24 protein-coding genes and 1 pseudogene are annotated in these 24,413 nt (G+C 66.4%); 11 read left to right on the forward strand and 14 right to left on the reverse strand.

The window, feature by feature from the left end; genetic code table 11:
- Positions 1 to 6 precede the first annotated feature (6 nt).
- On the reverse strand, positions 7 to 1,422 hold the full coding sequence (locus AVME950_RS07225) for a cytochrome b (RefSeq protein WP_284393705.1): 1,416 nt from the start codon (positions 1,420 to 1,422) through the stop codon (positions 7 to 9).
- An 11-nt stretch (positions 1,423 to 1,433) separates the two neighbouring features.
- Complete coding sequence (gene petA, locus AVME950_RS07230; RefSeq protein WP_272565535.1) at positions 1,434 to 2,033, reverse strand: ubiquinol-cytochrome c reductase iron-sulfur subunit; 600 nt, start codon at positions 2,031 to 2,033, stop codon at positions 1,434 to 1,436.
- 136 nt (positions 2,034 to 2,169) lie between these two features.
- On the opposite strand from petA, the gene mscL reads away from it, so the two are divergent.
- Positions 2,170 to 2,598 carry a large conductance mechanosensitive channel protein MscL gene (gene mscL / locus AVME950_RS07235; RefSeq protein WP_284393702.1) on the forward strand — a complete coding sequence of 143 codons (429 nt, stop codon included), beginning with the start codon at positions 2,170 to 2,172 and terminating at the stop codon, positions 2,596 to 2,598.
- Between the two features lie 55 nt (positions 2,599 to 2,653).
- On the opposite strand, the gene pdxA is transcribed toward mscL, so the two are convergent.
- The 3 genes from pdxA to AVME950_RS07250 all read right to left on the reverse strand — a co-directional run bounded on the left by pdxA (position 2,654) and on the right by AVME950_RS07250 (position 5,771).
- Complete coding sequence (pdxA, locus tag AVME950_RS07240) at positions 2,654 to 3,715, reverse strand: 4-hydroxythreonine-4-phosphate dehydrogenase PdxA (protein ID WP_284429263.1); 1,062 nt, start codon at positions 3,713 to 3,715, stop codon at positions 2,654 to 2,656.
- A gap of 81 nt (positions 3,716 to 3,796) precedes the next feature.
- Positions 3,797 to 4,525: a lipoprotein-releasing ABC transporter ATP-binding protein LolD gene (gene lolD / locus AVME950_RS07245; protein WP_284429264.1), complete on the reverse strand. Its 729-nt coding sequence runs from the start codon at positions 4,523 to 4,525 to the stop codon at positions 3,797 to 3,799.
- Positions 4,518 to 5,771, reverse strand: a complete 1,254-nt coding sequence (locus AVME950_RS07250) for a lipoprotein-releasing ABC transporter permease subunit (protein WP_284393696.1) — start codon at positions 5,769 to 5,771, stop codon at positions 4,518 to 4,520. The genes lolD and AVME950_RS07250 overlap by 8 nt, the downstream gene beginning before the upstream one ends.
- A gap of 82 nt (positions 5,772 to 5,853) precedes the next feature.
- Between AVME950_RS07250 and AVME950_RS07255 the strand changes: the two genes are divergently transcribed.
- Positions 5,854 to 6,825 (forward strand): phosphoglycerate mutase, encoded by a 972-nt coding sequence (locus AVME950_RS07255; protein ID WP_284429265.1) that lies wholly within the window; start codon positions 5,854 to 5,856, stop codon positions 6,823 to 6,825.
- On the forward strand, positions 6,822 to 8,537 hold the full coding sequence (gene recJ / locus AVME950_RS07260) for a single-stranded-DNA-specific exonuclease RecJ (protein ID WP_284429266.1): 1,716 nt from the start codon (positions 6,822 to 6,824) through the stop codon (positions 8,535 to 8,537). Before AVME950_RS07255 ends, recJ begins: the two co-directional genes overlap by 4 nt.
- Positions 8,538 to 8,740: 203 nt before the next feature.
- Here the strand turns inward: recJ and AVME950_RS07265 are convergent, their stop codons facing one another.
- Complete coding sequence (locus tag AVME950_RS07265; RefSeq protein ID WP_284429267.1) at positions 8,741 to 10,612, reverse strand: methyl-accepting chemotaxis protein; 1,872 nt, start codon at positions 10,610 to 10,612, stop codon at positions 8,741 to 8,743.
- 184 nt (positions 10,613 to 10,796) lie between these two features.
- On the opposite strand from AVME950_RS07265, the gene AVME950_RS07270 reads away from it, so the two are divergent.
- A complete protein-coding gene (locus tag AVME950_RS07270; RefSeq protein ID WP_284429268.1) occupies positions 10,797 to 11,660 on the forward strand; it encodes a 3',5'-nucleoside bisphosphate phosphatase in 864 nt (287 codons plus the stop codon).
- A gap of 11 nt (positions 11,661 to 11,671) precedes the next feature.
- Complete coding sequence (locus AVME950_RS07275; RefSeq protein ID WP_272565544.1) at positions 11,672 to 12,307, forward strand: L-threonylcarbamoyladenylate synthase; 636 nt, start codon at positions 11,672 to 11,674, stop codon at positions 12,305 to 12,307.
- Between the two features lie 54 nt (positions 12,308 to 12,361).
- Here AVME950_RS07275 and AVME950_RS07280 read toward each other — a convergent pair whose 3' ends face one another.
- The gene (locus tag AVME950_RS07280) at positions 12,362 to 13,627 is read right to left on the reverse strand and encodes a methyl-accepting chemotaxis protein (protein ID WP_284429269.1); all 1,266 of its coding nucleotides are present in this window, start codon (positions 13,625 to 13,627) and stop codon (positions 12,362 to 12,364) included.
- 184 nt (positions 13,628 to 13,811) lie between these two features.
- Here AVME950_RS07280 and AVME950_RS07285 point away from each other — a divergent pair, with 184 nt between their 5' ends.
- The 6 genes and pseudogenes from AVME950_RS07285 to AVME950_RS07310 all read left to right on the forward strand — a co-directional run bounded on the left by AVME950_RS07285 (position 13,812) and on the right by AVME950_RS07310 (position 18,644).
- Positions 13,812 to 14,480: a site-2 protease family protein gene (locus tag AVME950_RS07285; protein ID WP_272565547.1), complete on the forward strand. Its 669-nt coding sequence runs from the start codon at positions 13,812 to 13,814 to the stop codon at positions 14,478 to 14,480.
- 85 nt (positions 14,481 to 14,565) lie between these two features.
- The gene (locus AVME950_RS07290; protein ID WP_284429270.1) at positions 14,566 to 15,870 is read left to right on the forward strand and encodes a tryptophan--tRNA ligase; all 1,305 of its coding nucleotides are present in this window, start codon (positions 14,566 to 14,568) and stop codon (positions 15,868 to 15,870) included.
- 38 nt (positions 15,871 to 15,908) lie between these two features.
- Positions 15,909 to 16,478 (forward strand): RNA 2'-phosphotransferase, encoded by a 570-nt coding sequence (locus AVME950_RS07295; RefSeq protein ID WP_284429271.1) that lies wholly within the window; start codon positions 15,909 to 15,911, stop codon positions 16,476 to 16,478.
- Between the two features lie 182 nt (positions 16,479 to 16,660).
- Positions 16,661 to 17,424: pseudogene (locus tag AVME950_RS07300) on the forward strand (IS5 family transposase); the annotation flags it as partial.
- 202 nt (positions 17,425 to 17,626) lie between these two features.
- Positions 17,627 to 18,235, forward strand: a complete 609-nt coding sequence (locus AVME950_RS07305; protein ID WP_284429272.1) for a tetratricopeptide repeat protein — start codon at positions 17,627 to 17,629, stop codon at positions 18,233 to 18,235.
- A gap of 40 nt (positions 18,236 to 18,275) precedes the next feature.
- Positions 18,276 to 18,644 (forward strand): hypothetical protein, encoded by a 369-nt coding sequence (locus tag AVME950_RS07310; RefSeq protein ID WP_284429273.1) that lies wholly within the window; start codon positions 18,276 to 18,278, stop codon positions 18,642 to 18,644.
- A gap of 18 nt (positions 18,645 to 18,662) precedes the next feature.
- Here the strand turns inward: AVME950_RS07310 and AVME950_RS07315 are convergent, their stop codons facing one another.
- The 7 genes from AVME950_RS07315 to AVME950_RS07345 are packed head-to-tail and all read right to left on the reverse strand — an operon-like array spanning position 18,663 to position 24,399.
- Positions 18,663 to 19,874, reverse strand: coding sequence for a tetratricopeptide repeat protein (locus AVME950_RS07315; RefSeq protein WP_284429274.1), 1,212 nt, complete (start codon positions 19,872 to 19,874; stop codon positions 18,663 to 18,665).
- A gap of 45 nt (positions 19,875 to 19,919) precedes the next feature.
- Positions 19,920 to 20,753 (reverse strand): sigma-70 family RNA polymerase sigma factor, encoded by an 834-nt coding sequence (locus tag AVME950_RS07320; protein ID WP_284429275.1) that lies wholly within the window; start codon positions 20,751 to 20,753, stop codon positions 19,920 to 19,922.
- 19 nt (positions 20,754 to 20,772) lie between these two features.
- Positions 20,773 to 21,546 carry a flagellar type III secretion system pore protein FliP gene (gene fliP, locus AVME950_RS07325; protein ID WP_284429276.1) on the reverse strand — a complete coding sequence of 258 codons (774 nt, stop codon included), beginning with the start codon at positions 21,544 to 21,546 and terminating at the stop codon, positions 20,773 to 20,775.
- The gene (locus tag AVME950_RS07330) at positions 21,543 to 21,944 is read right to left on the reverse strand and encodes a flagellar biosynthetic protein FliO (RefSeq protein WP_284429277.1); all 402 of its coding nucleotides are present in this window, start codon (positions 21,942 to 21,944) and stop codon (positions 21,543 to 21,545) included. Before AVME950_RS07330 ends, fliP begins: the two co-directional genes overlap by 4 nt.
- A complete protein-coding gene (locus AVME950_RS07335; RefSeq protein ID WP_284429278.1) occupies positions 21,941 to 22,306 on the reverse strand; it encodes a FliM/FliN family flagellar motor switch protein in 366 nt (121 codons plus the stop codon). The genes AVME950_RS07330 and AVME950_RS07335 overlap by 4 nt, the downstream gene beginning before the upstream one ends.
- Positions 22,307 to 22,326: 20 nt before the next feature.
- Entirely contained in the window at positions 22,327 to 23,220 is an 894-nt protein-coding gene (locus AVME950_RS07340) for a flagellar motor switch protein FliM (protein WP_284429279.1), read from the reverse strand.
- Positions 23,221 to 23,223: 3 nt separating this feature from the next.
- Complete coding sequence (locus AVME950_RS07345) at positions 23,224 to 24,399, reverse strand: flagellar hook protein FlgE (protein ID WP_284429280.1); 1,176 nt, start codon at positions 24,397 to 24,399, stop codon at positions 23,224 to 23,226.
- Between the last annotated feature and the right edge of the window lie 14 nt (positions 24,400 to 24,413).

Genomic DNA, 24,413 nt, shown 5'->3' on the forward strand with positions numbered 1-24,413 from the left:
GCCTGCTCAATGCGCCTTGAAGATCACGCGGTCCGGCACGGGCTTGGGCTCGCCGAGCCGGCTCCACCAGGGCATGAGCAGGAAGAAACCGAAATAGAACAGCGTGCCGACCTGCGAGACACGCTCGCCCAGCGGCGACGGTGGCTGCACGCCCAGATAGGCTAGTGCGACGAAGTTGATCACGAAGATGCCGTACAGGTACTTGTGCCAGCCCGGACGGTAGCGGATCGACTTGACCGGGCTCATGTCCAGCCAGGGCAGGAAGAACAGGATGATGACGGCGCCGCCCATCACGACCACGCCCCAGAACTTGGCATCGATCGACAGCATGAGGGCGATGGCCGCTGCCGCGATGGCCACGATCGCCACCTTGATGAAGACCGGCAGGCGGCCCTTGACCACGCCGAAGCCGGCGGCCAGTACCACGCACGCGATGAGGGCGTACATCATCTCGCTGGTGATGGCGCGCAGCATGGAATAGAACGGCGTGAAGTACCAGACGGGCGCGATGTGGGCGGGCGTCTTGAGCGGATCGGCCGGGATGAAGTTGTTGTACTCGAGGAAGTAGCCACCGAACTCGGGCGCAAAGAACACCACGGCCGAGAAGATGAACAGGAACACGCAGACCCCGAAGATGTCATGCACCGTGTAGTAGGGGTGGAACGGGATGCCGTCCAGCGGGTGGCCCTTGTCGTCGCGGGGGGCGTTGGGGCCCTTGATCTCCACGCCGTCGGGGTTGTTGGAGCCCACGTCGTGCAGCGCCAGCAGATGCGCCACCACCAAGCCCAGCAGCACCAGCGGCACGGCGATCACGTGGAAGCTGAAGAAGCGGTTCAGCGTGGCATCGCCCACCACGTAGTCGCCGCGGATCAGCAGCGCGAGGTCGGGGCCGATGAAGGGGATGGCCGCGAACAGGTTCACGATCACCTGGGCGCCCCAGTACGACATCTGGCCCCAGGGCAGCAGGTAGCCCATGAAGGCCTCGGCCATCAGCGCCAGGAAGATGGCGCAGCCGAAGATCCAGACCAGTTCGCGCGGCTTGCGGTACGAGCCGTAGAGCAGCCCGCGGAACATGTGCAGGTACACCACCACGAAGAACGCCGAGGCGCCCGTGGAGTGCATGTAGCGGATGAGCCAGCCCCACGGCACGTCGCGCATGATGTACTCGACCGACTCGAAGGCCTTCGACGCGTCGGGCTTGTAGTGCATCACCAGGAAGATGCCGGTGACGATCTGGATCACCAGCACCAGCAGGGCCAGCGAGCCGAAGATGTACCAGAAGTTGAAGTTCTTCGGCGCGTAGTACTCCGACATGTGGACGCGGTAGGCGTCGAACGCGGTCGGGAACCGGTTCTCGAACCAGTTGGTGACTTTGGCGCCGGTGGAGGCGTTGGGGGAGATGTCCTTGAATTCGTGGGCCATGTCGTGTTCCCTCATGCCTTCTTGTCTTCACCGATCAGGAGCTTGGTCTCCGACAGGTACATGTGGGGAGGCACTTCCAGGTTGTCCGGCGCCGGCTTGTTCTTGAACACGCGGCCGGCCATGTCGAACGTGGAGCCGTGGCAGGGGCACAGGAAGCCGCCCTTCCAATCGTCGGGCAGCGAGGGCTGCGCACCGGGCACGAACTTGTCCGAAGGCGAGCAGCCCAGGTGGGTGCAGATGCCCACGGCCACGAGGATTTCAGGCTTGATGGAGCGTGCCTCGTTGCGGGCGTATTCGGGGGTGAGTTCGCTCGGCTTGCGCTCCGACTTCGGGTCGGCCAGCTGTGCATCCAGCGAGGGCAGCGCGGCGAGCTGGTCGGGCGTGCGCTTGATGATCCACACGGGCTTGCCGCGCCATTCGACCGTGATTTTCTCGCCCGGCTTGAGATCGGAAATATCGACTTCGACCGCGGCGCCTGCCGCCTTGGCCTTCTCGGAAGGCTGGAACGTGCTCACGAACGGTACGGCGGTTGCTACGCCGCCCACGGCACCAGCGCAGCCAGAGGCGATGAGCCACGTCCGCTTGCTGGAGTCGATAGGAGTTTCACTCATGGGTGTCCTCGTTGTACTTCGCTGGGTGGGGCAATCGCGGAATTGTAGCGGAGTGAAAATGGGTATTCCTAGGCGTTAACACCCCTAAACCTGCGCAATACTGCGAGGGTTTTCAGCTATATCAAGGAGGGGCGAAATGAGCATCGCAAAGGAATTCAAAGAGTTCGCGATCAAAGGTAATGTGGTAGACCTTGCGGTCGGCGTGATCATCGGCGGCGCCTTCGGCAAGATCGTCGATTCGGTGGTCGGCGACCTGATCATGCCGGTGGTGGGGCTGGTCTTCGGCCGGCTGGATTTCTCCAACCTGTTCGTGGTGCTGGGCACCGTGCCGCCCGGCGTGCCGCAGACACTGGACGCGCTCAAGAAGGCCGGCGTTCCGGTGCTGGCCTACGGCAACTTCATCACCGTGGCGGTCAACTTCCTGATCCTGGCTTTCATCATCTTCATGATGGTCAAGCAGATCAACCGCCTCAAGCGCCAGGCGCCGGCACCCGCGCCGGCCCCGGTGGCGACGCCGGAAGACATCGTGCTGCTGCGCGAGATCCGCGACAGCCTCAAGCGCTGAAAGCCGGGGCGCGCGGCGCCCGCGGAGCCCCCGGCACGGGCGGCCTCCCGGCCGCTCAGGCGGCCGAGGCCAGCCGCCGCGCCATGCGCACGGCCTCGATCAGGCTGGAGGCATCCGCGATGCCCTGTCCGGCGATGTCGAACGCCGTGCCGTGGTCGGGGCTGGTGCGCACCAGCGGCAGGCCGAGCGTCACGTTCACGCCCTTGTCCACGCCCAGGTACTTGACCGGGATCAGCCCCTGGTCGTGGTACATCGCCAGCACGGCATCGAACTCGCCCGCGCGCTGCGGCGTGTGGCGTGCCCGCATGAAGATGGTGTCCGGGGCGTAGGGGCCGTGCGCGTCCACGCCCAGGCGGCGCGCGGCCTCGACGGCCGGGGCGATCACTTCCAGCTCTTCACGGCCGAACAGGCCGCCCTCGCCCGCGTGCGGATTGAGCCCCGCCACGCCGATGCGCGGCGCGCGGCCCAGGCTGCGCGAGAGCGCTTCGTGGGTGATGCGCAGCGAGTCCAGCACGTTCTCGCGCGTGACGGCCGCGATCGCATCGCGCAGCGAGACATGGATGCTCACCAGCACGGTGCGCAGCTCGTCGCTCGCCAGCATCATGCGCACGGGCATGCCGGCCAGCGGCACGCCGGCGTGGCGCGCGGCCTCGGCCTGCAGCAGTTCGGTGTGGCCGGGAAAATCCACGCCCGCGGCGCTCAGCGCCTCCTTGTGCAGTGGCGCGGTGACCAGGGCGGCGATCTCGCCGCGCAGGGCGGCCCGCGCGGCCCAGACCACGCAGTCGGCCGCCGCCCGGCCGGCCTGGGCGCTCACCTGCCCGAAGGGCACCGGCCCCGGCAACCCCGGCAGGGGCCACACCGGCAGGCAGCGCGGCGGCACGCCGGCCACGTCGGCGGGCGCCTGCAGGGTGGCCACGGGCAGCGACGGCTCGCCGGGCCGCTGGATGCACTGGGCGGCCCGGCGCAGCGTGGCCAGATCGCCCACGGCGAAGCAGCCGCGCAGGTCGTCCGGCGCGTCGCGGAACGCCTTGGCCACGATTTCAGGGCCGATGCCGGCCGGATCGCCCTGGGTGATGGCGAGGGACGGCAGGGCGAGGGGGGTGTCGGATGAAGGCATGAATCGGGCTCTAGCGCATATTTTTCTAGGGCATACCGCTATTAATTCAATAGCACCCAAAAACCACTGAAGGCCCAGGGCTCACGCCAGCACGCCCGAGGTCAGCCGCACCACGCGGTCGCAGCGCGCGGCGAGCGACTCGTCATGGGTGACCATCACGAACGCCGTGCCCTTGTCGCGCGCGAGCTCCAGCATGAGCTGGAACACCCCGTCGGCGGTGGCCCGGTCCAGGTTGCCCGTGGGCTCGTCGGCCAGCACGCAGGCGGGCCGGGTGACCAGGGCCCGCGCGATCGCCACGCGCTGGCGCTCGCCGCCGGACAGCTCGGCCGGCCGGTGCTGCACCCGGCCGCCCAGCCCCACGGCGGTGAGCATCTCGACCGCCTGCGCCACGCAGTCGGCATACGGCATGCGGCGGATGCGCAGCGGCATGGCCACGTTGTCCTGCGCGCTGAACTCCGGCAGCAGGTGGTGGAACTGGTAGATGAACCCGAGGTGCTGGTTGCGCAGCTGCCCCTGGCGGTCGGCCGACAGGGTGTCGAAGGCCTTGCCCTGCAGCTGCACGCTGCCGGCCGTGGGCGCATCCAGCCCGCCCAGCAGGTGCAGCAGCGTGCTCTTGCCGGAGCCCGAAGCGCCGACGATGGCGAGCGTCTCGCCGGCATGCACGTCCAGGTCCACCCCTTGCAGCACGGTGACGTCCAGGCGGCCTTCGGTGAAGCGCTTGGTCAGGCCCCGGGCCTGCAGGACCACCGGCCCGCGGGCGGCGGCAGCGGCATGGGGCGCGGCGGCGCCGGGCGTGGACAGGTCATTCATAGCGCAGGGCCTCCGCGGGGTTCACGCGGCTCGCGCGCCAGCTGGGATAGAGCGTGGCCACGAAGGCCAGCACCAGGGAAATGATGCCGATGGGCACGATGTCGCTGCTTTGCGGCTCGCTCGGCATCTTGCTGATGAGGTAGATGTCCTTGGGCAGGAAGCTCGCGTTCAGCGCGTGCTCGATGGCCGGCACGATCACGTCGATGTTCACCGCGATCCCCAGGCCCAGCAGCAGGCCGGCCAGCGTGCCGATGACGCCCACCATCGCGCCCTGCACCACGAAGATGCCCATGATGCTGCCCGGGCTCGCGCCCAGGGTGCGCAGGATGGCGATGTCCGCGCGCTTGTCGGTCACGGTCATCACCAGCGTGGACACGAGGTTGAACGCCGCCACCGCCACGATGAGCGTGAGGATGATGAACATCATGCGTTTTTCCAGCTGCACGGCGGCGAACCAGGTGCGGTTCTGCTGCGTCCAGTCGCGGATCAGCAGGTCGCCGGTGAGCGAGTGCGCCAGCTCCTGCGCCACCTGGGGCGCGCGGTGCAGGTCCTTGAGCTTGAGGCGGATGCCGGTCGGGCCCTCCAGGCGGAAGATGCGCTCGGCGTCCTCATGGTGCAGCAGCACCAGCGCCGAGTCGTATTCGTAATGCCCCGAGTTGAACGTGCCCGCCACCGTCATCTGCTTGAGGCGGGGCACCACGCCCGCGGGCGTCACCTGCCCGCCCGGCGCGATCAGCGTGACCGCGTCGCCCAGGCGCACGCCCAGGGCACGGGCCAGTTCGCTGCCCAGCACCACGCGGAACTCGCCCGGCACCAGGGCCTTGAGGGCGTCGACGTTGGCGGCGGCCAGGTCGGTCACATCGCCTTCGCGCAGCGGGTCGATGCCGCGCACCAGCGTGCCCTTCATGTCCTCGCCGCGCGCCAGCAGCGCCTGCGCAGAGACGAACGGCGCCGCGCCCACGACCTCGGGGTTGGCCCGCGCCTGGGCCAGCGTGCGCGGCATGTCGGGCAGCGCCGCGCCGTGGGGAGCGAAGATCTCGATGTGCGAGACCACGCTCAGCATGCGGTCGCGCACCTCTTTCTGAAAGCCGTTCATCACGCTGAGCACGATGATGAGCGCCGCCACGCCGAGCGCGATGCCCAGCATGGAGACGCCCGAGATGAACGAGATGAAGCCGTTGCGCCGCGTGGCGCGCCCGGCCCGGGTGTAGCGCCAGCCCAGGGCCAGCTCGTAGGGAATTTGCATGGGTGTGATGGAAGGCCCGCCGCCGCTCTGGAAATGTCGGCCACCGGGCGGCGCCGATTGTGGCATCCCGGACAATACGCCCATGTCGGACACCCCCCATTTGCTCATTCCGTTCGCGGCCAGCCCCTCGGACGGATGCCAGCAGGCCTTGCAGGACCTTGCCCTGCCCCACCTCGACCGGCTGCTCGCCCGCCTGCCGCCCCCCGCCACCGACCCCGGAGACGAAACCGATTTCATCCCTCCCCACGAGCGCGCCCTGGCCCGCCACCTGGGGTTGCCGGCCACCAGCCGCCAGGCGCCCTGGGCCGCCTGGCACCAGCGCCAGACCGGCGTCACTGGCGCCGATGGCGATGGCGGCACGGCCTGGGCCTTCGTCACGCCCTGCGAATGGCGCGTGACCACCGAGCACGTCACCGTCGGCGATCCGGCCGCGCTGCGCCTGGACGAGGCCGCATCGCGCGCGCTGCTGGACATCGTGGCGCCCTGGTTCGCCGAGGACGGCATCGTGCTCGCCTATGAGCAGCCCACGCGCTGGCTGGCGCGCGGCGCCGTGTTCGAAGGGCTCGCCACCGCCTCGCTGGACCGCGTGATCCAGCGCGACGTGCGCGCCTGGATGCCCGATGCGCTCCAGGCACGCCTGCTGCACCGCCTGCAAAGCGAGATGCAGATGCTGCTCTACACCCATGCCTTCAACGACGCGCGCGCGGCGCAGGGCCTGGGGCCGGTCAACTCCTTCTGGGTGCACGGCACCGGATCGCTGCCGCCCGCCGCCCCGGGCGCGGTGCCGGCGGCCCCGCCGCCCGAAATGCCCATGGCCCTGCGCGATGCCGCCCTGGCCGAGGACTGGCGCACCTGGCGCGCCGCCTGGCAGGCGCTGGACAGCGGCGCGGTCGCCCGGCTGGCCGACCGCGTGGCCGCTGGCGGCGCGGCGCGGCTCACGCTGTGCGGCGAGCGCAGCGCGCTCACCTGGCAGACGGGGCCGCGCGGATTCGTGCAAAGGATTCAAAGCCTTTTCCGGCCCCAGCGCATGAAAGACTACGGCACATTGCTATGAAAATAGTAGCAAGAGACATTCCGCCGCGCGCCGCCTGGGCGCTGGAGCAGGCCGGCGTGCACCCCCTGCTGGCACGGCTGTACGCCGCCCGCGGCGTGTGCGGCAAGGACGAACTGGACGACGGCCTGGCCCGGCTGCTGCCCCCCGACACGCTGCGCGGCACGCGCGAGGCCGCCGTGCTGCTGGCCGACGCCATCGCGCAGGATCGCCGCCTCATCGTGGTGGCCGACTACGACTGCGACGGCGCCACCGCCTGCGCCGTGGCCGTGCGCGGCCTGCGCCTGCTGGGCGCGCGGCAGGTGGACTACCTGGTGCCCGACCGCGTGGCGGACGGCTACGGCCTCACCCCCAGCATCGCGCGCCGCGTGCACGAGCGCGGCGCCGACATGCTCATCACCGTGGACAACGGCATCGCCAGCGTGGACGGCGTGGCCGAGGCCAAGGCGCTGGGCCTGCAGGTGCTCGTCACCGACCACCACCTGCCCGGCCCCGCGCTGCCGCTGGCCGATGCCATGGTCAACCCCAACCAGCCCGGCTGCAGCTTCGAAAGCAAATCCATCGCCGGCGTGGGCGTCATGTTCTACGTGCTGATGGCGCTGCGCGCCGAGCTGCGCGAACGCGGCGTGTTCGATAAGGCCAGCCAGCCCAAGCTGGAGCCGCTGCTGCCGCTGGTCGCGCTGGGCACCGTGGCCGACGTGGTGCGCCTCGACAGCAACAACCGCCGCCTGGTGGCGCAGGGCCTGCGCCGCATCCGCGCGGGCGCCATGCCGGCGGGCATCGCCGCGCTGTTCGACGCCGCGGGCCGCAAGGCGCCCGTGGCGACCACGTTCGACTTCGGCTTCGCCCTGGGGCCGCGCATCAACGCCGCGGGGCGCCTGGCGGACATGACGCTGGGCATCGAATGCCTGCTGACGGACGACCCCGGCCGCGCCGCCGAACTCGCCCGCACGCTCGATGCCATCAACCGCGAGCGCCGCGAGATCGAGGGCGGCATGCGCGAGCAGGCGCTGCTCATGGCCGAGAGCCTGTTCGAGGAAGGCACCGAGCCCCCGCCGGCCATCAGCGTGTTCGACCCCGACTTCCACGAAGGCGTGGTGGGCATCGTCGCCTCGCGCATCAAGGACAAGCTGCACCGCCCGACCTTCGTCTTCGCCGCCAGCGCCGCGCCGGGCAAGGGGCACGAACTCAAGGGTTCGGGGCGGTCCATTCCAGGCTTTCACCTGCGCGATGCGCTCGACCTCGTGGCCAAGCGCCACCCGGGCACGCTGCTCAAGTTCGGCGGCCATGCCATGGCGGCCGGCTGCACGGTGGCCGAGGAACACTTCGCCACCTTCGAGCGCGCCTTCGCCCAGGTCGCCCAGGAGTGGCTGGACGCCGCCACGCTCACCCGCCGTCTCGACACCGACGGGGCCCTGGCCCCCGAATACTGCCGCGCGGACATGGTGGACACCCTGCACCGCGAGGTCTGGGGCCAGGGCTTTGCGCCGCCCACCTTCAGCGAAGAGGTCGAGGTGCTGTCGCAGCGCCTGGTGGGCGAGAACAAGCACCACCTGTCGCTCAAGCTGCTGCACCAGGGCCAGCCGGTGGACGGCATCTGGTTCGGCCACACCGAGCCGCTGCCCTCGCGCGTGCTGCTGGCGTTCCGGCTGGACGTGAACGAGTGGAAGGGCGAGCGGCGGGTGCAGTTTCTGGTGGAAGGCGCGCAGCTTTGAAGGGGCCGCGCCGGGCCATCGTGCGGCCCGGCGGGCACGGGCGCTGCCGGGGCCCATTCATGGGGAAACAGGCCTCACGCCGGCGGATCGATTGCCTGATTAGCTATAAATTTTGCAGCAAACAGCCCCTGCCGCGTTGAGCGCCCGGGTGCCGGGCGCCGGGGCCTGCGCCTGGCTTGGCGCGCACCCGGCCTTCCGGCTTTTCAGAACGTTTCCCAGTCGTCCTCGGAGCCGGACGCCGACCGCGCCGCGGCCGGGCGCGGCGCTGCGGCGGCGCTGGCGCCGCGGGGCGCGGCTGCGGGTGCAGCGGGCGCCTTGGCCGAAGGCGCCCGGGGCGCGGCCGCCGCAGCGGGTTTGGCAGGTTTCGCGGGCGCCGCCGCGCTGGTCCGGGTGGCTGGCGCGGCGAGCGCTGCCGGCGCAGCGGCTGCCGGGACGCGTGCCGGCGCTGCGGCCGAACGGTTCGGCGCCACGGCGGGCACCGGGCGCGGCGCGGCAGGCCGCGCGGGGGCCGGGATCGGCGCCCTCGCCACGGCCACCGCCCCCACGTTGAACACCGACACGACCTGCGACAGCCGCTGCGCCTGGTCGCGCATCGCCGTCGCGGCGGCGCTCGACTGCTCCACCAGCGCGGCGTTCTGCTGGGTCATCTGGTCCAGGTTGCTCACGGCCTGGTTCACCTGGGCAATGCCGTCGCGCTGCTCGGTGGACGACGCGGTGATCTCGCCGATCAGGTCGGACACGCGCTGCACGCTGCCGACGATCTCCTCCATGGTCTGGCCGGCCTGCGCCACCTGCTGCGAGCCCGACTCCACGTTGCGCACGGAGGTGTCGATCAGCAGCTTGATCTCCTTGGCCGCCTCGGCCGAGCGCTGCGCCAGGCTGCGCACCTCCGACGCCACCACCGCGAAGCCCCGGCCCTGCTCGCCCGCGCGGGCCGCTTCCACGGCCGCGTTCAAGGCCAGGATGTTGGTCTGGAAGGCGATCCCGTCGATCACGCCGATGATGTCGCTGATCTTGCGCGAGCTGTCGGTGATCTGCTGCATGCTGGTCACCACCTGGCCTACCACCTCGCCGCCCCGCCCGGCCACCTGCGCCGCCGTGGACGCGAGCTGGTTGGCCTGGCGCGCGGTGTCGGCGGACTGGGTGACGGTGGCGGTCAGCTCTTCCATGCTGGCCGCCGTCTCCTCGAGGTTGGCGGCGGTCTGTTCGGTGCGGGCGGACAGGTCCTGGTTGCCGGTGGCGATCTCGGTGGAGGCGGAGGACACCGACTCCACGCCCGAGCGCACCTCGGCCACCACCCCGCGCAGGCGCGCCGCCATGGCGGACAGCGAGCGAAGCAGGTGGCCCAGCTCATCCTTGCGCGCGTCCTGCACGTCGACGGTCAGATCGCCCTCGGCGATGGCGTCGGCCAGGCCCACGGCGCGGTCCAGCGGCTGGGTGATCGAATGCACCGTGAGGTACGCCAGGAACACGCCCAGCAACACCACCAGGGCAGCAATCGCCGCGCCGATCCAGTGCGCCTTTTCCCGCTGGCGCCGGCCCTCGGCCTTGGCCGCTTCGCGCTGGCCCTCCTGCTGCTCGACGAAGGTCTCCTGGGTCTGGATGTACTTGGCGACGGCAGGCAGCAAAGTGTCGTCCACGAGCTTGCGGGTGGCGTCGATGTCCCCACGGCCTTCCTGAGCCTGGGCGGTGATCTTGAGCACGGCGGCGCGCTCGGCGGAGACGCGTTCGAGCTGGGCCTTTTCCTCGGGCGCCACGGCCTGCGCGATGATCTTCTTCTGGATCTCGGTGATGGCGGCGATGTCGTTCTTGACCAGCGCCTTCATGCGGGTGCTCAGCACCTCGTCGGTGGTGACCGCGCTCACCACCACGCGCTCCACGGCCAACTGTGTCATGCCCTTCCAGCGCAAGGCCAGCGAGATGCGGTCTTCATTGGCCTGGACCATGGCGGTGGTGTCGGCATCCACGCGGGCCGTGTAGGCCACGAGGGCATAGACCAGCAGCAGCATGCTGCCCATGAGGCCGAGGATGATGAGCCACAGCTTGCGGCCAACGGAAAGGTTCTGGAAGTTCATCAGGAAATGGGCGAAGGTGAAGAAGCGCAAAAAAGCGCACGGCAGACGATGCAACGCGTGGAGCGTTACCGGCGTGCACTTTTGCTTACATTTTCAGTGGTTGCGCCGATGGGCGTCAGCGGGGTTTTCCATACCTGGTGCGAGATTGCGACACACGGGAGGGCCAGCGCCCTAGAATCGATCCGTGTCCATCCTTCTCAACGCCGACCTGCACTGCCACTCCGTGGTTTCCGACGGCACGCTCACGCCCGAGGAACTGGCCGCCCGGGCGCATGCCAACGGCGTGCAGCTGTGGGCCCTGACGGACCACGACGAGATCGGTGGCCAGCACCGCGCCATGGCCGCCGCCGCATCGCACGGCCTGCCCTACCTCACTGGTGTGGAGATCTCGGTCACCTTCGCCGACACCACGGTGCACATCGTCGGCCTGGGATTCGATCCGGACGACCGACAGCTCAGCCAGGGCCTGGCCGCCACCCGAGGGGGGCGCGGCGAGCGCGCGATGGAAATGTCCCGCCAGCTGGCCCAGGTGGGCATCCGCGGTGCCTACGAGGGCGCCCTGCGCTATGTGGGCAATCCGGAGCTCATCTCCCGCACCCATTTCGCGCGCTTTCTGGTGGAAACGGGCGTGTGCCGCGACACCTCCGAGGTGTTCCGCAAATACCTCACCGAAGGCAAGCCCGGCTACGTTCCCCACCGCTGGGCCACGCTCGGCAATGCGGTGCGCTGGATCCACGAGGCCGGCGGCATCGCCGTCATCGCGCATCCAGCCCGCTACAAGTTCAGCGCGAACGCCGAGTACGCGCTCTTCACCGAATTCATCCAGCATGGCGGCCGGGGGGTGGAAGTGGTGACCGGCAGCCATTCCGTGGCCGAGTACGGCGTGTATGCCGCCATGGCCACCGAATTGAACCTCGCCGCGTCGCGCGGCAGCGACTTTCACAGTCCGGACGAATCGCACACCGACCTGGGCGCCCTGCCCCCGCTGCCCGGCGCATTGACCCCCGTGTGGGACCTGCTGGCAGACCGCATCCACACCGCCGCCTGAGGACCTTCCCCTTGGCCCAGTATTTCGAAGTCCACCCCGACAACCCACAGCCCCGGCTGCTCAAGCAGGGCGCCGCGCTGCTCAAGCAAGGCGCGGTGCTGGCCGTGCCCACCGACTCCAGCTACGCCCTCGTGTGCCAGCTGGACGACAAGGCGGCCGTGGACCGCCTGCGCCGCATCCGGCAGGTGGACGAAAAGCACCACCTCACCCTGCTGTGCCGCGACCTGTCGGAGCTGGCCAACTACGCCCGCGTGGACAACCGGCAGTACCGCCTGCTCAAGCTGGCGACGCCCGGGCCCTACACCTTCATCCTGGACGCCACCAAGGAAGTGCCCCGCCGCGTGAGCCATCCGCAGCGCAAGACCATCGGCCTGCGCGTGCCGGACCGCAAGGGCCTGCAACTGCTGCTGGAACTGCACGGCGCGCCGCTCCTGGCCACCACCTTCATCGCGCCGGGCGAAACCCTGCCGTTGAACGACCCGCGCGAGATCCGCGAGCGCTACGAGCACCAGATCGACGCCGTCGTCGATGCGGGCGCCTGCCCGCTGGAGCCCACCACCGTGGTGGACCTGACCGACATGTACGACGGCGGCGAACCGCGGGTGGTGCGCGAGGGCCGCGGCAGCCTGCAGGCGCTGGGCCTCTGATGGATGCGGCGCTGACGCGGCACTGAGACGCGAGTCAACGCGCCGCCGCTGCCCTCAGGCCGGCAGGCGCAGAGTGGACGGGCCGTGATGGCCGGGCGAGCCCAGGGCGGGCGTGTCGTCATCGTCCAGCTTGAACGCGCCCACGGCGCGCTGCAGGTCGTTCGCGCGTTCCGACAGCACCGACGCGGCCCGCGCCGCCGCCTCCACCATCGCCGCGTTCTGCTGCGTGGCGCCATCCATGTGCGCGACCGCCTGGTTCACATGGGCGATGCCGTCGCTCTGCTCGTGCAGGGCGTTCGAAATCTCACCCAGCAGGGCAGTGACCTGCCCCACGTCGTGCACGATCTCCTGCATTGTCTTGCCCGCCTGGCCGACCAGACCGGTGCCGTTCTGCACCTGCTGCACGGACTCCTGGATCAGTGTGCGGATCTCGCGCGCCGCCACGGCGCTGCGCTGGGCCAGGCTGCGCACTTCGGAGGCCACCACCGCGAAGCCACGGCCCTGCTCGCCCGCGCGGGCCGCTTCCACGGCGGCGTTGAGCGCCAGGATGTTGGTCTGGAAGGCGATGCCCTCGATCACCTGGATGATGTCCACGATCTTGTGCGAGCTGCCGCTGATGGCCTGCATGGTCTGCACCACCTCGCCCACCACCGCACCGCCGCGCTCGGCCGTGGCGGACGCGGCCACGGCCAGGCCGCTGGCGGAGCGCGCCCGGTCGGCGTTCTGGCGCACGGTGGAGGTGAGCTGCGCCATGCTCGCGGCCGTCTCGGTCAGGGAGGACACCTGCTCCTGCGTGCGGCGCGACAGATCGGAATTGCCCGAATCGATGTCGCCCGCGCACAGCGTGATCGCATCGGTGGACTGCTTGATGCGCGAGACCAGCTCGGTCAAGGTGTCTTCCATCGTGCCCAACGCCCCGAGCAGCCGCCCGAAATCGCCCTGCAGGTCGGAGCTGAACTCCTTGCTCAGGTCGCCCGCCGCCACGGTTTCGGCGATGACGATGGCCTGGGCCAGGGGGCTCACGATGCCCTGGCGCAGCAGCAGGAACGCGGCAATGGCCACCGCGAACACCAGCCCGCCCAGTACCAGCAGCCACACCCGCACGTCGTCCAGCTGCCCTTGCGCCGCCTGAACGGCCTGCACCAGCGGCATTCGCTGCGCGTCGGCCAGGCCGCCCGCCAGTTGCAACGCCGCGCGGTGCGACGCCTGCGCCCGCCCGATGTCGGTGAGCCCCACGACCACCAGCAGCGCCATCAGCGCCGCGAGCGCCCCGAACGCCAGCACCAGCCGCGTACCAATCTTCAGCCTGTCCAAGCCCATGATCGACTGTCTCCTATGCCTGTTGTATGTCGTTATCGCAGGCAGCCACCGGCGCCCGGCGGTGTGCACAGGCTACGTTTTGCAACATGCCGTGCCATGCTATCAACGATCGCGCCGGGCGCCCTCCGTAGTTGCGCTTATGCCGCGGGAAAGGCCCCATGCCGGCGTCTGAGACAATCGCCCGGTGGACTTCTCCAACCTCATCCAAACCGTTCTCATCTACGCACTGCCGGTGCTCTTCGCCATCACGGTGCACGAAGCCGCCCACGGCTACGCCGCGCGCCACTTCGGCGACCAGACCGCGTTCATGATGGGCCGCATCACGCTCAACCCGCTCAAGCACATCGACCCGGTCGGCACCATCCTCATGCCGCTGCTGCTGTACTTCGCCACGTCGGGGGCATTTCTGTTCGGCTACGCCAAGCCGGTGCCGGTGAATTTCGGCAACCTGCGCAACCCCAAGCGCGACATGATCTGGGTCGCGCTGGCGGGGCCGGCCTCCAATTTCTTCCAGGCCATCCTGTGGGCGGTGTTCCTCATCGCGCTGGTCGGCTTCGGCGTGCAGGAGCGCTTTTTCCTGGAGATGGCGCGCGCCGGCATGCTGGTCAACCTCGTCATGTGGGCCTTCAACCTGTTCCCGCTGCCGCCGCTGGACGGCGGGCGCATCCTGGTCGGCCTGCTGCCCTGGAAGCAGGCGCAAATGGTGTCGCGCATCGAGCCCTACGGCTTCTTCATCGTGCTGGCCCTGGTCGTGGCCGGCGTGGTGGGTGCGGTCTGGCTGCGCCCGCTCATGTCGCTGGGCTACTCGGCCATCAACCTGCTGCTGACGCCCCTGATGGCGATGTTGCGCTGATCGGCACCCGCACCTGAAGGTTGCGGTGCCGAAAGGCCTGCGGCTGCGGTTCTTTTTTTCTTTGTTTTCTGCGGATCCTGCTTTCATGACCACCACGCGCTTTCTCACCGGCATCACCACCACGGGCACGCCGCACCTGGGCAACTTCGTCGGGTCCATCCGCCCCTCCGTCGCGGCCAGCCTGCAGCCCGGCGTGCAGAGCTTTTACTTTCTGGCCGACTACCACGCGCTCATCAAGTGCGAAGACCCGGTGCGCATCCAGCGGTCCACGCTGGAGATCGCGGCCAGCTGGCTCGCCGCCGGGCTGAACCCTGAGCACGTCACCTTCTACCGCCAGTCCGACATTCCGGAAATTCCCGAACTCAACTGGCTGCTGAGCTGCGTGACCGGCAAGGGCGTGCTCAACCGTGCCCATGCCTACAAGGCGTCGCAGGACAAGAACACCGCGGCCGGCCGCGAGGCCGATGACGGCGTGACCGCCGGCCTGTTCATGTACCCCGTGCTCATGGGCGCCGACATTCTGCTGTTCAAGGCCCACAAGGTGCCCGTGGGCCGCGACCAGGTGCAGCACATCGAGATGGCGCGCGACATGGCGGCCAGCTTTAACCATCTGTACGGCGAGCGCTTCGTGCTGCCCGAGGCCGCCATCGACGAGCATGTGGCCACCCTGCCCGGCCTCGATGGCCGCAAGATGAGCAAGAGCTACGACAACACCATCCCGTTGTTCTCCTCGCGCGAACAGCTGCGCAAGCTCATCGGCGGCATCCTCACCGACTCGCGCGCGCCCGGCGAACCCAAGGACACCGAGGGCTCGGCCCTGTTCCAGATCTACCAAGCCTTCGCCACCGAGGCGGAAACCGCCGCGCTGCGCCGGCAATACGCCGAAGGCATCGCCTGGGGCGACGCCAAGCAGGTGCTGTTCGAACGCGTGGACCAGGTCATCGCCCCCATGCGCGCGCGCTACGAAGCACTGATGGCCGACCCCTCGCAGATCGAGGACACCCTGCTGGCCGGCGCCGAACGCGCACGCGCCATCGCCACGCCGTTCATGCGCGACCTGCGCGGGGCCGTGGGGCTGCGCAGTTTGCGCACCGCCGCGGTGGCGGCGCCCGCACAGGCCAAGCCCGCCAAGGCGGCACTGCCGACGTTCAAGCAGTACCGCGAAGCGGACGGCAAGTTCTACTTCAAGCTGGTCGCGGTGGATGGCCGGGTGCTGCTGCAAAGCACCGGCTTTGATGCGCCGCGCGATGCGGGGCAGGCCATTGCACGGCTGCAGAAGGAAGCGGGAGCACGGCAGGCGCTGGCAACCTGCCTGGTGCCGCAGCAGGGGGTCGAGGACCGCGAAGTGGACGAGGCCCTGCAGGCATTGATCGCCGCAGCGGCAGAGTGACGGGCCGCCAGGCCGGATAAGCAGCTCCAGCGTTTTCCATGAGCACCCAGCCACTCGCCGAAACCAGCAAGTTTCTCAGCTACGTTCTGCGCCATGAACCCCAATCCATCGGGCTGACCCTGGATCGCGAGGGCTGGGCCCCCATCGACACATTGATCGCGGCAGCGGCCCTGCACGGTCGTGCGCTGGACCGTGCATTGATCGAGCAGGTCGTCGTGACCAGCGACAAAAAACGGTTTTCGATTTCGGAAGATGGCTCCCGTATCCGCGCGGTGCAAGGGCACTCCACCCCCACCGTGTCGATCCGCATGGAGGAAAAGACGCCGCCCGCTGTTCTGTACCACGGCACTGCGACCCGGTTTCTGGAGTCGATCCGCCAGCAAGGATTGCTGCCGGGTTTGCGGCACCACGTGCACCTTTCAGAGGATGCGCAGACGGCGGCCAGCGTGGGGCAGCGATACGGGCAGCCCGTGGTGCTGTCCATCGCAGCGGCCACCATGCACGGCCAAGGGCACCGGTTCTACCAAGCCGAGAATGGCGTCTGGCTCACGGCGAATGTGCCGGCCGATTTCATTGACTTCGGGCCGACAAACCGCGGCGAACGCTGATCAGCATCGCGCATCGGCAAAGCGCATCCCCACGCACTCTTGCTGGTGCACGAGCCCACGCGCAACCAGCGAATCCAGGCACAGCTGGAAGCCCTGATGTGCCCGGTTTAACCGATACCGTTTTAACTAGAGCGTATTGTGAACTTTCTCAGTGAGAGCAAAGCCGCGAGTAGAGTTTGCAGATGCCCCGCGAGCCGTACCCAACGGACATCAGCGATGAAGAATGGAGCTTCGCGGCACCCTATCTGACCCTGATGGACAGGCACGCTTCCCAGCGAGAGCACGATCTGCGGGAAGTCTTCAATGCCCTGCGCTGGCTGTGACGCGCGGGACCGCCCTGGCAGATGCAGCCCCATGGTCCCGCCGCCCTGGGAAGTGGTCTCTCAGCACGCCGGCGCTGGTTGGACGCGGGTTGCTTCGAGGCGATGGTCTCGACCTGCGCTCCATCATTCGCGTAGCGCAGGGTCGCCAAGGCCAGCCCAGCGCCGTGGTGATGGATGGGCGCACGTGCAGATGAGCGCGGCAGAAAGGTCCACATGGCCGTGGACACGCTGGGCCACCTGCTGGCGGTGCATGTCACGCCAACTGACGAACAGGAGCGTGCCCAGCTGCAGCGCCTGTGCAAGGACGTGACGCAGGCCACGGACCGCCCAGTGCAGCGTGCCTGGGTGGACCAGGGCTACACCGGTGTAGGCTGCATCAAAGGCGGCGCAGGACAACGGGATCGACCTGCAGACCATGACGTTGCCGGAGGCGAAGAAGAAGGGGTTCGTGTTGCTGCACCGGCGCTGGGTGGTGGAGCGCAGCTTCGGCTGGCTGACGAGATTCCGCAGGGCTCTCGCGGGACTGCGAGCGACTGCCCGAAGTGGGCGGGCTGCATTTCCTTGTCTTTGCGGTGCTCACGTTGTCCGCTGCCGCACGGGTGCTGGCTGGGGCAGGAAGTTCACAACACTCTCTAGCTGATGCAATCCATGGAGCAGCAAAATTCCCAGTAAACCAGTCAGGATTAAAAACCAGAGTGCTCAACATGTCTCGCTATCGCTGGATATATTGAACATGCCCATCCGAAGGCATGCCCACTACGGTTACGGTACTTTGGACCGTTGCCTTCCTACCCTTCTTCGGTCTGTATCACTTAGGCAAACTTGATGTCTTCTTCCCCCATGTCGTCTGCCCTGGAGAACGCGATCGCCGCAAGCACCCATGGCGATAGTGAGCAAGCGATTGCACTCTTGCGGCAAGCCATCCAGGAACAGCCGGAGTCCGGCCTGCCTCACTTTTTGCTGGGGGCCGAACACGCATCCCTCGGGCGCATGGATTTGGCGGAACAAGGTTTTGCAAATGCCGTGTTGCTGTCGCCCGGGCTTGTCGTTGCCCGGTACCAGCTTGGCCTGCTGCAGTTCAGCTCCGGGCGTGCTTCTGCAGCGCTGCTCACGTGGCAGCCGCTGTTGGGTTTGGAGGATGAGAGCCCCCTGCCCCATTGGATCAGGGGTTTTGCCGCGCTGGCTGGCGACAGTTTCGATACAGCCCGGGCGTGTTTCGAAGCTGGATTGGTCCGCAATGCAGACCATCCGCCGATGTCCGCTGATATTCGCAAGGTTTTGGCGCAAATGGATGCGCTTTTGCCGGGCGCGCACCAATCGCCACAGCAAGCAGTGCCGGTGGCAGCTCCAACGCTGTTGGCCCCGCAGCCCGACGAGGACGAGTCTTCCCATGTGCTGTTGTCGAACTATCTTCAGCAAGGCCCGGCACATTGACCTCAACCGCCACTCAACCGCGTGGTGAAAGGACTTGGCCATGACTCGGATTGACGCAGCATCCCAGTTGAGTGCCATCGTCCGGGCGCAACTCGAATCGACAGGGCGAGTGCGCGCGGCTTCTCCTGCGCGTCAACGTGAGTCCAAAGAAGTTCAGAATTCCCCGGGTTCCGAACAGCCCATGTTGCGGCAGATACGCGCCATTCCCGCGGACGACCCTGAGCGCAGAAGCAAGGCGTTGAGGATATTCATGGAAGCCGTGCTCACCAAGGAATTTGGAGCAAGGCTGCAAGTGGACCCAGGTTTTCCGCATTTGCTCGATCAGGTCATCGGGCAGATGCAGGATGACCCTGGACTTAAGAGCGCATGCTCGGTCGCCGTCGATTCTCTATTGCAGCAAGCCACTTAGAGCGCGACGGCCGTGCGCTCATCCGCGGCGATTGACGGCTCCCATGACGGTTTCGTACATCTCGCCACCCAATAGCCGACGCGCCAGTTGCTCGAATGCCTGAGCGTCTGAAGTTTTTCCTTCCAGGATTGCCCGGGCAAAGCGACCAGACAAATTGGCGCTGTCAAGACGCAACGCGAGTTGAACATGCTGGTCCGCCTGCTCGGTTTGTTTTTGAAGCGCCAGGGCGACGGCCAACGCCCCATGGCTTTCCGCAAAATTGCGATCCAGGGCCAGTGCAGCCTCGAAGCTGGTGCACGCAGCTTGCGGATCATGCAGTGTCAGTTGCGTCCACCCTTGACCGTGCCAAGTGCCGATATGGTTCGGCATGAACGACAAGGCTCTGCGGAAAGACGCCAAAGCAGCCTGTGGTTGACCCGCTAGAAGCTGCGCGAACGCATGTGCTGACAACGCACGGCCGTCTTGGGGATGGATGAGCAATGCCTGTTCGGAGAAATCAAGGGCTTTGGCCGCATCGGTGGAGGCGAGTGCCAGCGATGCCTGTGCAACGAGGGCCTCGATGGGTCGGTCCGACGCGGATGCCTGCTCAAGTGCCATGGCCGACCAGCGACTCGCAAGGGCCATCTGCGCAGCATCCAGGGCGACCAAACTGGCGACTCCTGCGGCTTGAGGGAAAAGACCGCGCTGTTCTTCCAGGGCTTGCGTCCACCGCACCGCCCGCTCCAAATCACCGGCATGGTGAAGGGCGCGCAGCCAAAGCACAACCATTTCACGAGACATGGTGCCAGCCGCTGATTCCTGGTCTGCATCGCCTGCCTGCATGCGACTTGCCAATAGCGCTGTGCAGGCCCCGTAGTTCCTTTGCTGGAAATCGATGAATGCCAAGTCATGCAGGACGGCATCTTTGAAACCTGCTGGCGTATCAGGCTGCGCCTGCAACGCCCGAAGAACGATGGCCGCCTGGTCGAAATTGGATTGGGCCAGCCAAAGATCTGCTTCGCGCAATGCCCATTGCAGCGAATCGGGATGCAGCGCTTTCCCATGCCGCAAATGAAACTCCGCACGGGACCAGGCCGCGCATTGCAGCGCCGCGTTGAATGCCTCAGCGAGCAACGTTTCGTTATCCGAATCGTCGCGCAGGTAGGCCTCCAATCGATCCAGGCGGGCGAGCGTTGCCGCAGCATCGGAATCGACGGGTGTGGAAAAGCGAGGGGTCAGTGTGGTTTGCATAGTTTGACGTGGCCCGGGGTGGTGCCATGCTCGAGCGGTAAGGTGCTACCAGGTGACATCACACGCGGCACCTTCCGCCAGGGATTTGCGCAGGCCCAGAAGTGCCTGTCGATGTATCTGCGATATGCGGCTTCTTGAAACGCCTATCATGTGGCTGATGTCTTCGAATGCGATGTTCTGCTGGTAGTGGCATCGGATCACCCGCCGCTCTTGTTCCGGCAATCGATCCACCAGATCGCCCAGTAATGATTGCCAGTGCTGGCTCTCACTCTTTCGAAAGTAAAGCACTTCCGGAGAAATCGCCATGCAGGCATCTTCCGATGCTTCGCCAGCGATCATTGCGGTGCCCTCCAGCATCATGCCCAGCGCAAGGTCGATTCCAACCTCGGCCAGATAGGCAAGCAAGTTTGAAGGGTTTCTAGCCGCCGCATCGCCCTCATACGGAAGAACGAAATCGGCAGACAGGCTCGCTTCCGATTTGGCAGCGTCCAGGCGATCCTTACGCAAGCGCTTCTGCAGGGCAATCTGCTGGTTCTTTTCTGTCAGCTTCTCCAAGCCATTCAGAATCGCCCCCCGAATTCGGTGCGCCGCATAGGTTTTGAAGCGGGCCCCTTGTTCGGGATCGTAGCGATCCACCGCCTCCACCAGGCCGATACTGGCCAATTGAAAATAGTCGGAAAACTCCACTTCGTCGTGAAAGCGCCCCTTGAAACTGATCGCCGCCAACATGCGGGCATAAGGCAGAAAGATCTGAATCAAACGATCGCGAGCCTCCATGTCTGCGGCATGGCGCCAGCGCTGCCAGAGCAGTGTCTCTCCATCCTCCGGCTCGGGGATGGGCGAGGCGATGGAACTCGCAGAACGTGCTGTCTCAGCCATGCCTGGCGCTCCAACCCGATCAATGGAAGCTGCCCACCAGGGCCTTGAGCAGCAAGCTCCAACCATCGATGAGGATGAACATCAGAATCTTCACCGGCAGCGCAATGGTGGTTGGCGGCATCATCATCATGCCCAAAGTCATCAGCACACTCGACACGATCAGATCGATCAACAGGAACGGCAAAAAGACGACGAAGCCGATCTGAAACGCGGCCCTCAGTTCCGAGAGCATGAAGGCAGGAATGAGCTGGACGTTGCTGATGTCGTCCATCGATGTCGGTGGCTTGGCCTTCGACAATTCGACCATCAAAGCCAGATCCTGCTCACGCGTTTGCCGCACCATGAAGTCGCGCAAGGGTGCCATGCCTTTGGTGTATCCCGCTTCCATACTGATCTTGCCAGCCATGAAAGGCTGAAACGCTTCGCGATTGACCTGCTCCAGTACTGGCGCCATCGTGAAAAGGGTGAGGAAAAGCGCCAAGCCGATCAGCACCGTGTTCGGTGGCGTCTCGTTCATGCCGATGGCATGCCGCAGCATCGACAAGACGATGATGATGCGCAGAAATCCCGTGATGCACACCAGCAGTGCAGGCAGTACCGCCAGCACCGTCAACCCCAGCACGATGCGCAAGGCTTGCGATGTCTCAGCGCTGGCCCCGAGCGCCCCGTTGCCGGCCTGTTGTGCGTACACCGCGCCGGTCAGGCCGAGCAGGCCCAATGCGCAGAGCACGCTGATCCACCGGGTTGGCCGCCCCCGGCCCCATCGGGCGGGCAATGTCAGCATCTTGTTCATGGCGCTTCGGAACCTTCGCCCCTATTGGCCGACAGCCCCGTGGAATCGGGCGCCACCGCAGGCACTTCACCCAGGAGTTGCATGGATTGACCCGCGCAGCCGATAAGCATGCGGCGGCTTTGCCACTGCACTTCATGCACGCTATGGCTTGGCGTCAAGCGCGCGCTGGACACGAGCGCCAGACCGTTATCAGAACGTCTGGCCCACAGATCGCTCCAGCGCGTCATCGTGGCCTTGGGAGCCTGCCCGACCGGCCTGCGCATGCGGATCTTTCGCCACACCACCGCGGCCAGCAAAGCCAGTACCACCAAAATGCCCATCCAGGCCGCTTCCAGACCAGGCGTGGATGCGGCTGCCTCGGGTTCACGCCGCAGCGGAATGGTTGCCGGCAAAGTCATGGTGCAGCAGCAGGGGTCGCCAAGGACAGCGGCAAAGGCAGTTCGGTGAGCCGGACGGCGAAACGATCCCCGACCGCCACCAGTTGCCCACGGGCGACCACCTGGCCTTCCAACAGGAGATCGACCGGCTGGTCCACGCTCCGATCAAGAAGAATCACCTGCTGTGCCTGCGCACCCAGCAGTTCACCCACCGTCACTGTCGCCGCACCGACGCACACCTGCAACGTCGTCTTGACCTGATGCAAGGGATGAAGGGTTGGCACGAGCGGCGACGATGCCATGTCCGGATCGGCAGGGTGATCGAACTCTGCCAGTTCAAGGCGATGGGCGTGCTGGGGCGTATCGGTCGAGTTGGTAGTCATGGAATATCTGAAAACAGGGTTCATGCCGACGGATGGAGCTCTACGGCCATCTTTCCCTGGCGTTGACCCAGCCAGGCAGCGCAAAGAGGCGTGGGAGGAATGTTGTTCGAATCGGAGGTGGCCTGTAGTGACCCCAAAAGCACCACCGCAGGCGCATCGAGCCGGTGATCCAAAGCGATCACGTCGCCCAACGCCACCGTCTGCAATTGCCCGAGACTCAAAGTCACCGAGGTCAATTCGACTCGCACATGGAGGGCTTTGGGACGCAAGGCATCCACCAAGGAAATCAAGGCGCGCGCAGGGGCTTCAGGCAACGGGCATGCACGCGTTTTTTCCTGAAACCCATGGCCCGTCAAAATGCGCTCTACGGCGCTTGCGCCCAAGCAGAGCGCCCATCGGCCCTCCCCCCAAGGAAAGGTGATGGTCAGGTCGCCCGACCAAGGCGCCATTTCGCCTGGAAGGCTGGGCAACTCTGCATCTGGAATGCCCTCCGCTCCCCGCGCCAGAACCTGCGAAATGCTGCGGGACCAGGCCTCCCAGGCCTGCGCACCCAGTTGGCGAGCCATGGGCGCGCTAGGATGATCAGTCGCGCTGAAATCACACGCTGCAGGCGATTCTCCAAACATGAGCGCGCCCAGCAACTGCCGGGCCTTCGCATCGCTGAAGATTGGGCGCGCGGAAGTTTCCAGAACGCGAACCTCCGCATCACCCGCGGCAATCCCGGTGGACACCCCCCAGTCTTGGCGCCAGCGGTCATACACGTTCTGAAAGATGCTCCGCATGCCATCGAGGGCAGCAACGCTCCAGCTGCGAAGTTCGCGGCTTCTGCGGCGCGAGTCCTCGAGGGACAGCAGCCCAGCGGACTCACGAACCGGGGCCGCGGTAGTGCTGTGACGGTCGGGGGATGAAGACACGGCTTATCGGCTCTTCATTGAAAACAGCTCTTGCAGCATCTCATTGGCGGTGGAGATCACCTGGGAGCTGGCCTGGTATCCACGCTGCATGATCACCAGATCGCTGAACTCTTGTGACAGGTCCACATTGGAGATTTCGATGTACCCGGATCGCACTGACCCGAATGCACCACCAGCTACGCCGGTGTGCCAAGCGTTGCCATCCAGGGCTTCGAACTGGTTGTCGCCCAATGATCCGACGGCATCTGCCGAATCGAAGCGCCCGAGCGACAGGCGTGAACCCTTCACGGTCTGTCCATTCGCATATGTCAAAACCAGCGTTCCGCTCGCGTCGAAGGCGGCGGCGCTCAGCTCCGCAGGGGCGTATCCGTCCTGCGATGCGAAGGCCAGGGTGGATAGCGTGCCAGATGCGAAGGAGGTCACATCCGTGCCGAAATCCAGGGTCAAAGGCAGAGCCGCCTGCCCGGTCGGTGTGTAGGTAAAGGCCAGCTTTGCCGTGGCCGCTGTCGGTTTTCCGTCCTGGAAAATCAATTGCTTCGTCCCGACGACGGTGGTGCCATCCATCAGGTCCACTTGCCAGCTTCCAGGCGTGGTGGTGCCTGTGTTGGTGAGCTTGACCGTGAGCAGATGCTCTCCCCCTGCCGCGTCGATGACACGCACCCCATTGATGGTCTGGTCGGTTCCGGTGCTGGAGAGATTGCCGGTGAACTTGGCGACTGCGGTTGCTTTGCCCGGGCTCGTCTTGAGATTGGCAATGCTGATTTCAGTGAGAGCGCCGTTGGCCCCCACGCCCATGACCTTGGCTCCGGTGCTCTGATCCACCAGAATGCCGTCGCTGTTGAACTGGAACTGCCCCGCGCGGGTATAGGTGATACGGCCATCTTCACCCTTGAGCGTAAAAAGCCCTTGGCCATCGATGGCCAGATCCAGGCCATTGCCCGTCTGGCGCAGCTCCCCCGCCTTGAACGACAACGTTGTTCCCGCCGTGCTCACCCCATAGCCCAGTTGTCCGAACTGTCGGCCCGAGTAGCTGCCATTGGAATAAAAAGCGTCCGAAAACCGGAGCGACGTACTTTTGAAGCCAGGCGTATTGAGATTGGTGGTGTTGTTGGCGATCACGCGCAAGCCACGGGAAAAGCTCGACAAGCCCGTCATGCCAACGTAGATGGATTCGATCATGTTGATTCCTGTTT

The sequence above is a fragment of the Acidovorax sp. SUPP950 genome, assembly GCF_030158935.1.
GTDB lineage: Bacteria > Pseudomonadota > Gammaproteobacteria > Burkholderiales > Burkholderiaceae_C > Paracidovorax.

Excerpts from the sequence above, each read along its gene's own strand:
- AVME950_RS07225 (WP_284393705.1), bottom strand. The coding sequence starts at position 1,422 with ATGGCCCACGAATTCAAGGACATCTCCCCCAACGCCTCCACCGGCGCC.
- petA (WP_272565535.1), bottom strand. The coding sequence starts at position 2,033 with ATGAGTGAAACTCCTATCGACTCCAGCAAGCGGACGTGGCTCATCGCC.
- mscL (WP_284393702.1), top strand. The coding sequence starts at position 2,170 with ATGAGCATCGCAAAGGAATTCAAAGAGTTCGCGATCAAAGGTAATGTG.
- pdxA (WP_284429263.1), bottom strand. The coding sequence starts at position 3,715 with ATGCCTTCATCCGACACCCCCCTCGCCCTGCCGTCCCTCGCCATCACC.
- lolD (WP_284429264.1), bottom strand. The coding sequence starts at position 4,525 with ATGAATGACCTGTCCACGCCCGGCGCCGCCGCGCCCCATGCCGCTGCC.
- AVME950_RS07250 (WP_284393696.1), bottom strand. The coding sequence starts at position 5,771 with ATGCAAATTCCCTACGAGCTGGCCCTGGGCTGGCGCTACACCCGGGCC.
- AVME950_RS07255 (WP_284429265.1), top strand. The coding sequence starts at position 5,854 with ATGTCGGACACCCCCCATTTGCTCATTCCGTTCGCGGCCAGCCCCTCG.
- recJ (WP_284429266.1), top strand. The coding sequence starts at position 6,822 with ATGAAAATAGTAGCAAGAGACATTCCGCCGCGCGCCGCCTGGGCGCTG.
- AVME950_RS07265 (WP_284429267.1), bottom strand. The coding sequence starts at position 10,612 with ATGAACTTCCAGAACCTTTCCGTTGGCCGCAAGCTGTGGCTCATCATC.
- AVME950_RS07280 (WP_284429269.1), bottom strand. The coding sequence starts at position 13,627 with ATGGGCTTGGACAGGCTGAAGATTGGTACGCGGCTGGTGCTGGCGTTC.
- AVME950_RS07290 (WP_284429270.1), top strand. The coding sequence starts at position 14,566 with ATGACCACCACGCGCTTTCTCACCGGCATCACCACCACGGGCACGCCG.
- AVME950_RS07295 (WP_284429271.1), top strand. The coding sequence starts at position 15,909 with ATGAGCACCCAGCCACTCGCCGAAACCAGCAAGTTTCTCAGCTACGTT.
- AVME950_RS07305 (WP_284429272.1), top strand. The coding sequence starts at position 17,627 with ATGTCTTCTTCCCCCATGTCGTCTGCCCTGGAGAACGCGATCGCCGCA.
- AVME950_RS07310 (WP_284429273.1), top strand. The coding sequence starts at position 18,276 with ATGACTCGGATTGACGCAGCATCCCAGTTGAGTGCCATCGTCCGGGCG.
- AVME950_RS07315 (WP_284429274.1), bottom strand. The coding sequence starts at position 19,874 with ATGCAAACCACACTGACCCCTCGCTTTTCCACACCCGTCGATTCCGAT.
- AVME950_RS07320 (WP_284429275.1), bottom strand. The coding sequence starts at position 20,753 with ATGGCTGAGACAGCACGTTCTGCGAGTTCCATCGCCTCGCCCATCCCC.
- fliP (WP_284429276.1), bottom strand. The coding sequence starts at position 21,546 with ATGAACAAGATGCTGACATTGCCCGCCCGATGGGGCCGGGGGCGGCCA.
- AVME950_RS07330 (WP_284429277.1), bottom strand. The coding sequence starts at position 21,944 with ATGACTTTGCCGGCAACCATTCCGCTGCGGCGTGAACCCGAGGCAGCC.
- AVME950_RS07335 (WP_284429278.1), bottom strand. The coding sequence starts at position 22,306 with ATGACTACCAACTCGACCGATACGCCCCAGCACGCCCATCGCCTTGAA.
- AVME950_RS07345 (WP_284429280.1), bottom strand. The coding sequence starts at position 24,399 with ATGATCGAATCCATCTACGTTGGCATGACGGGCTTGTCGAGCTTTTCC.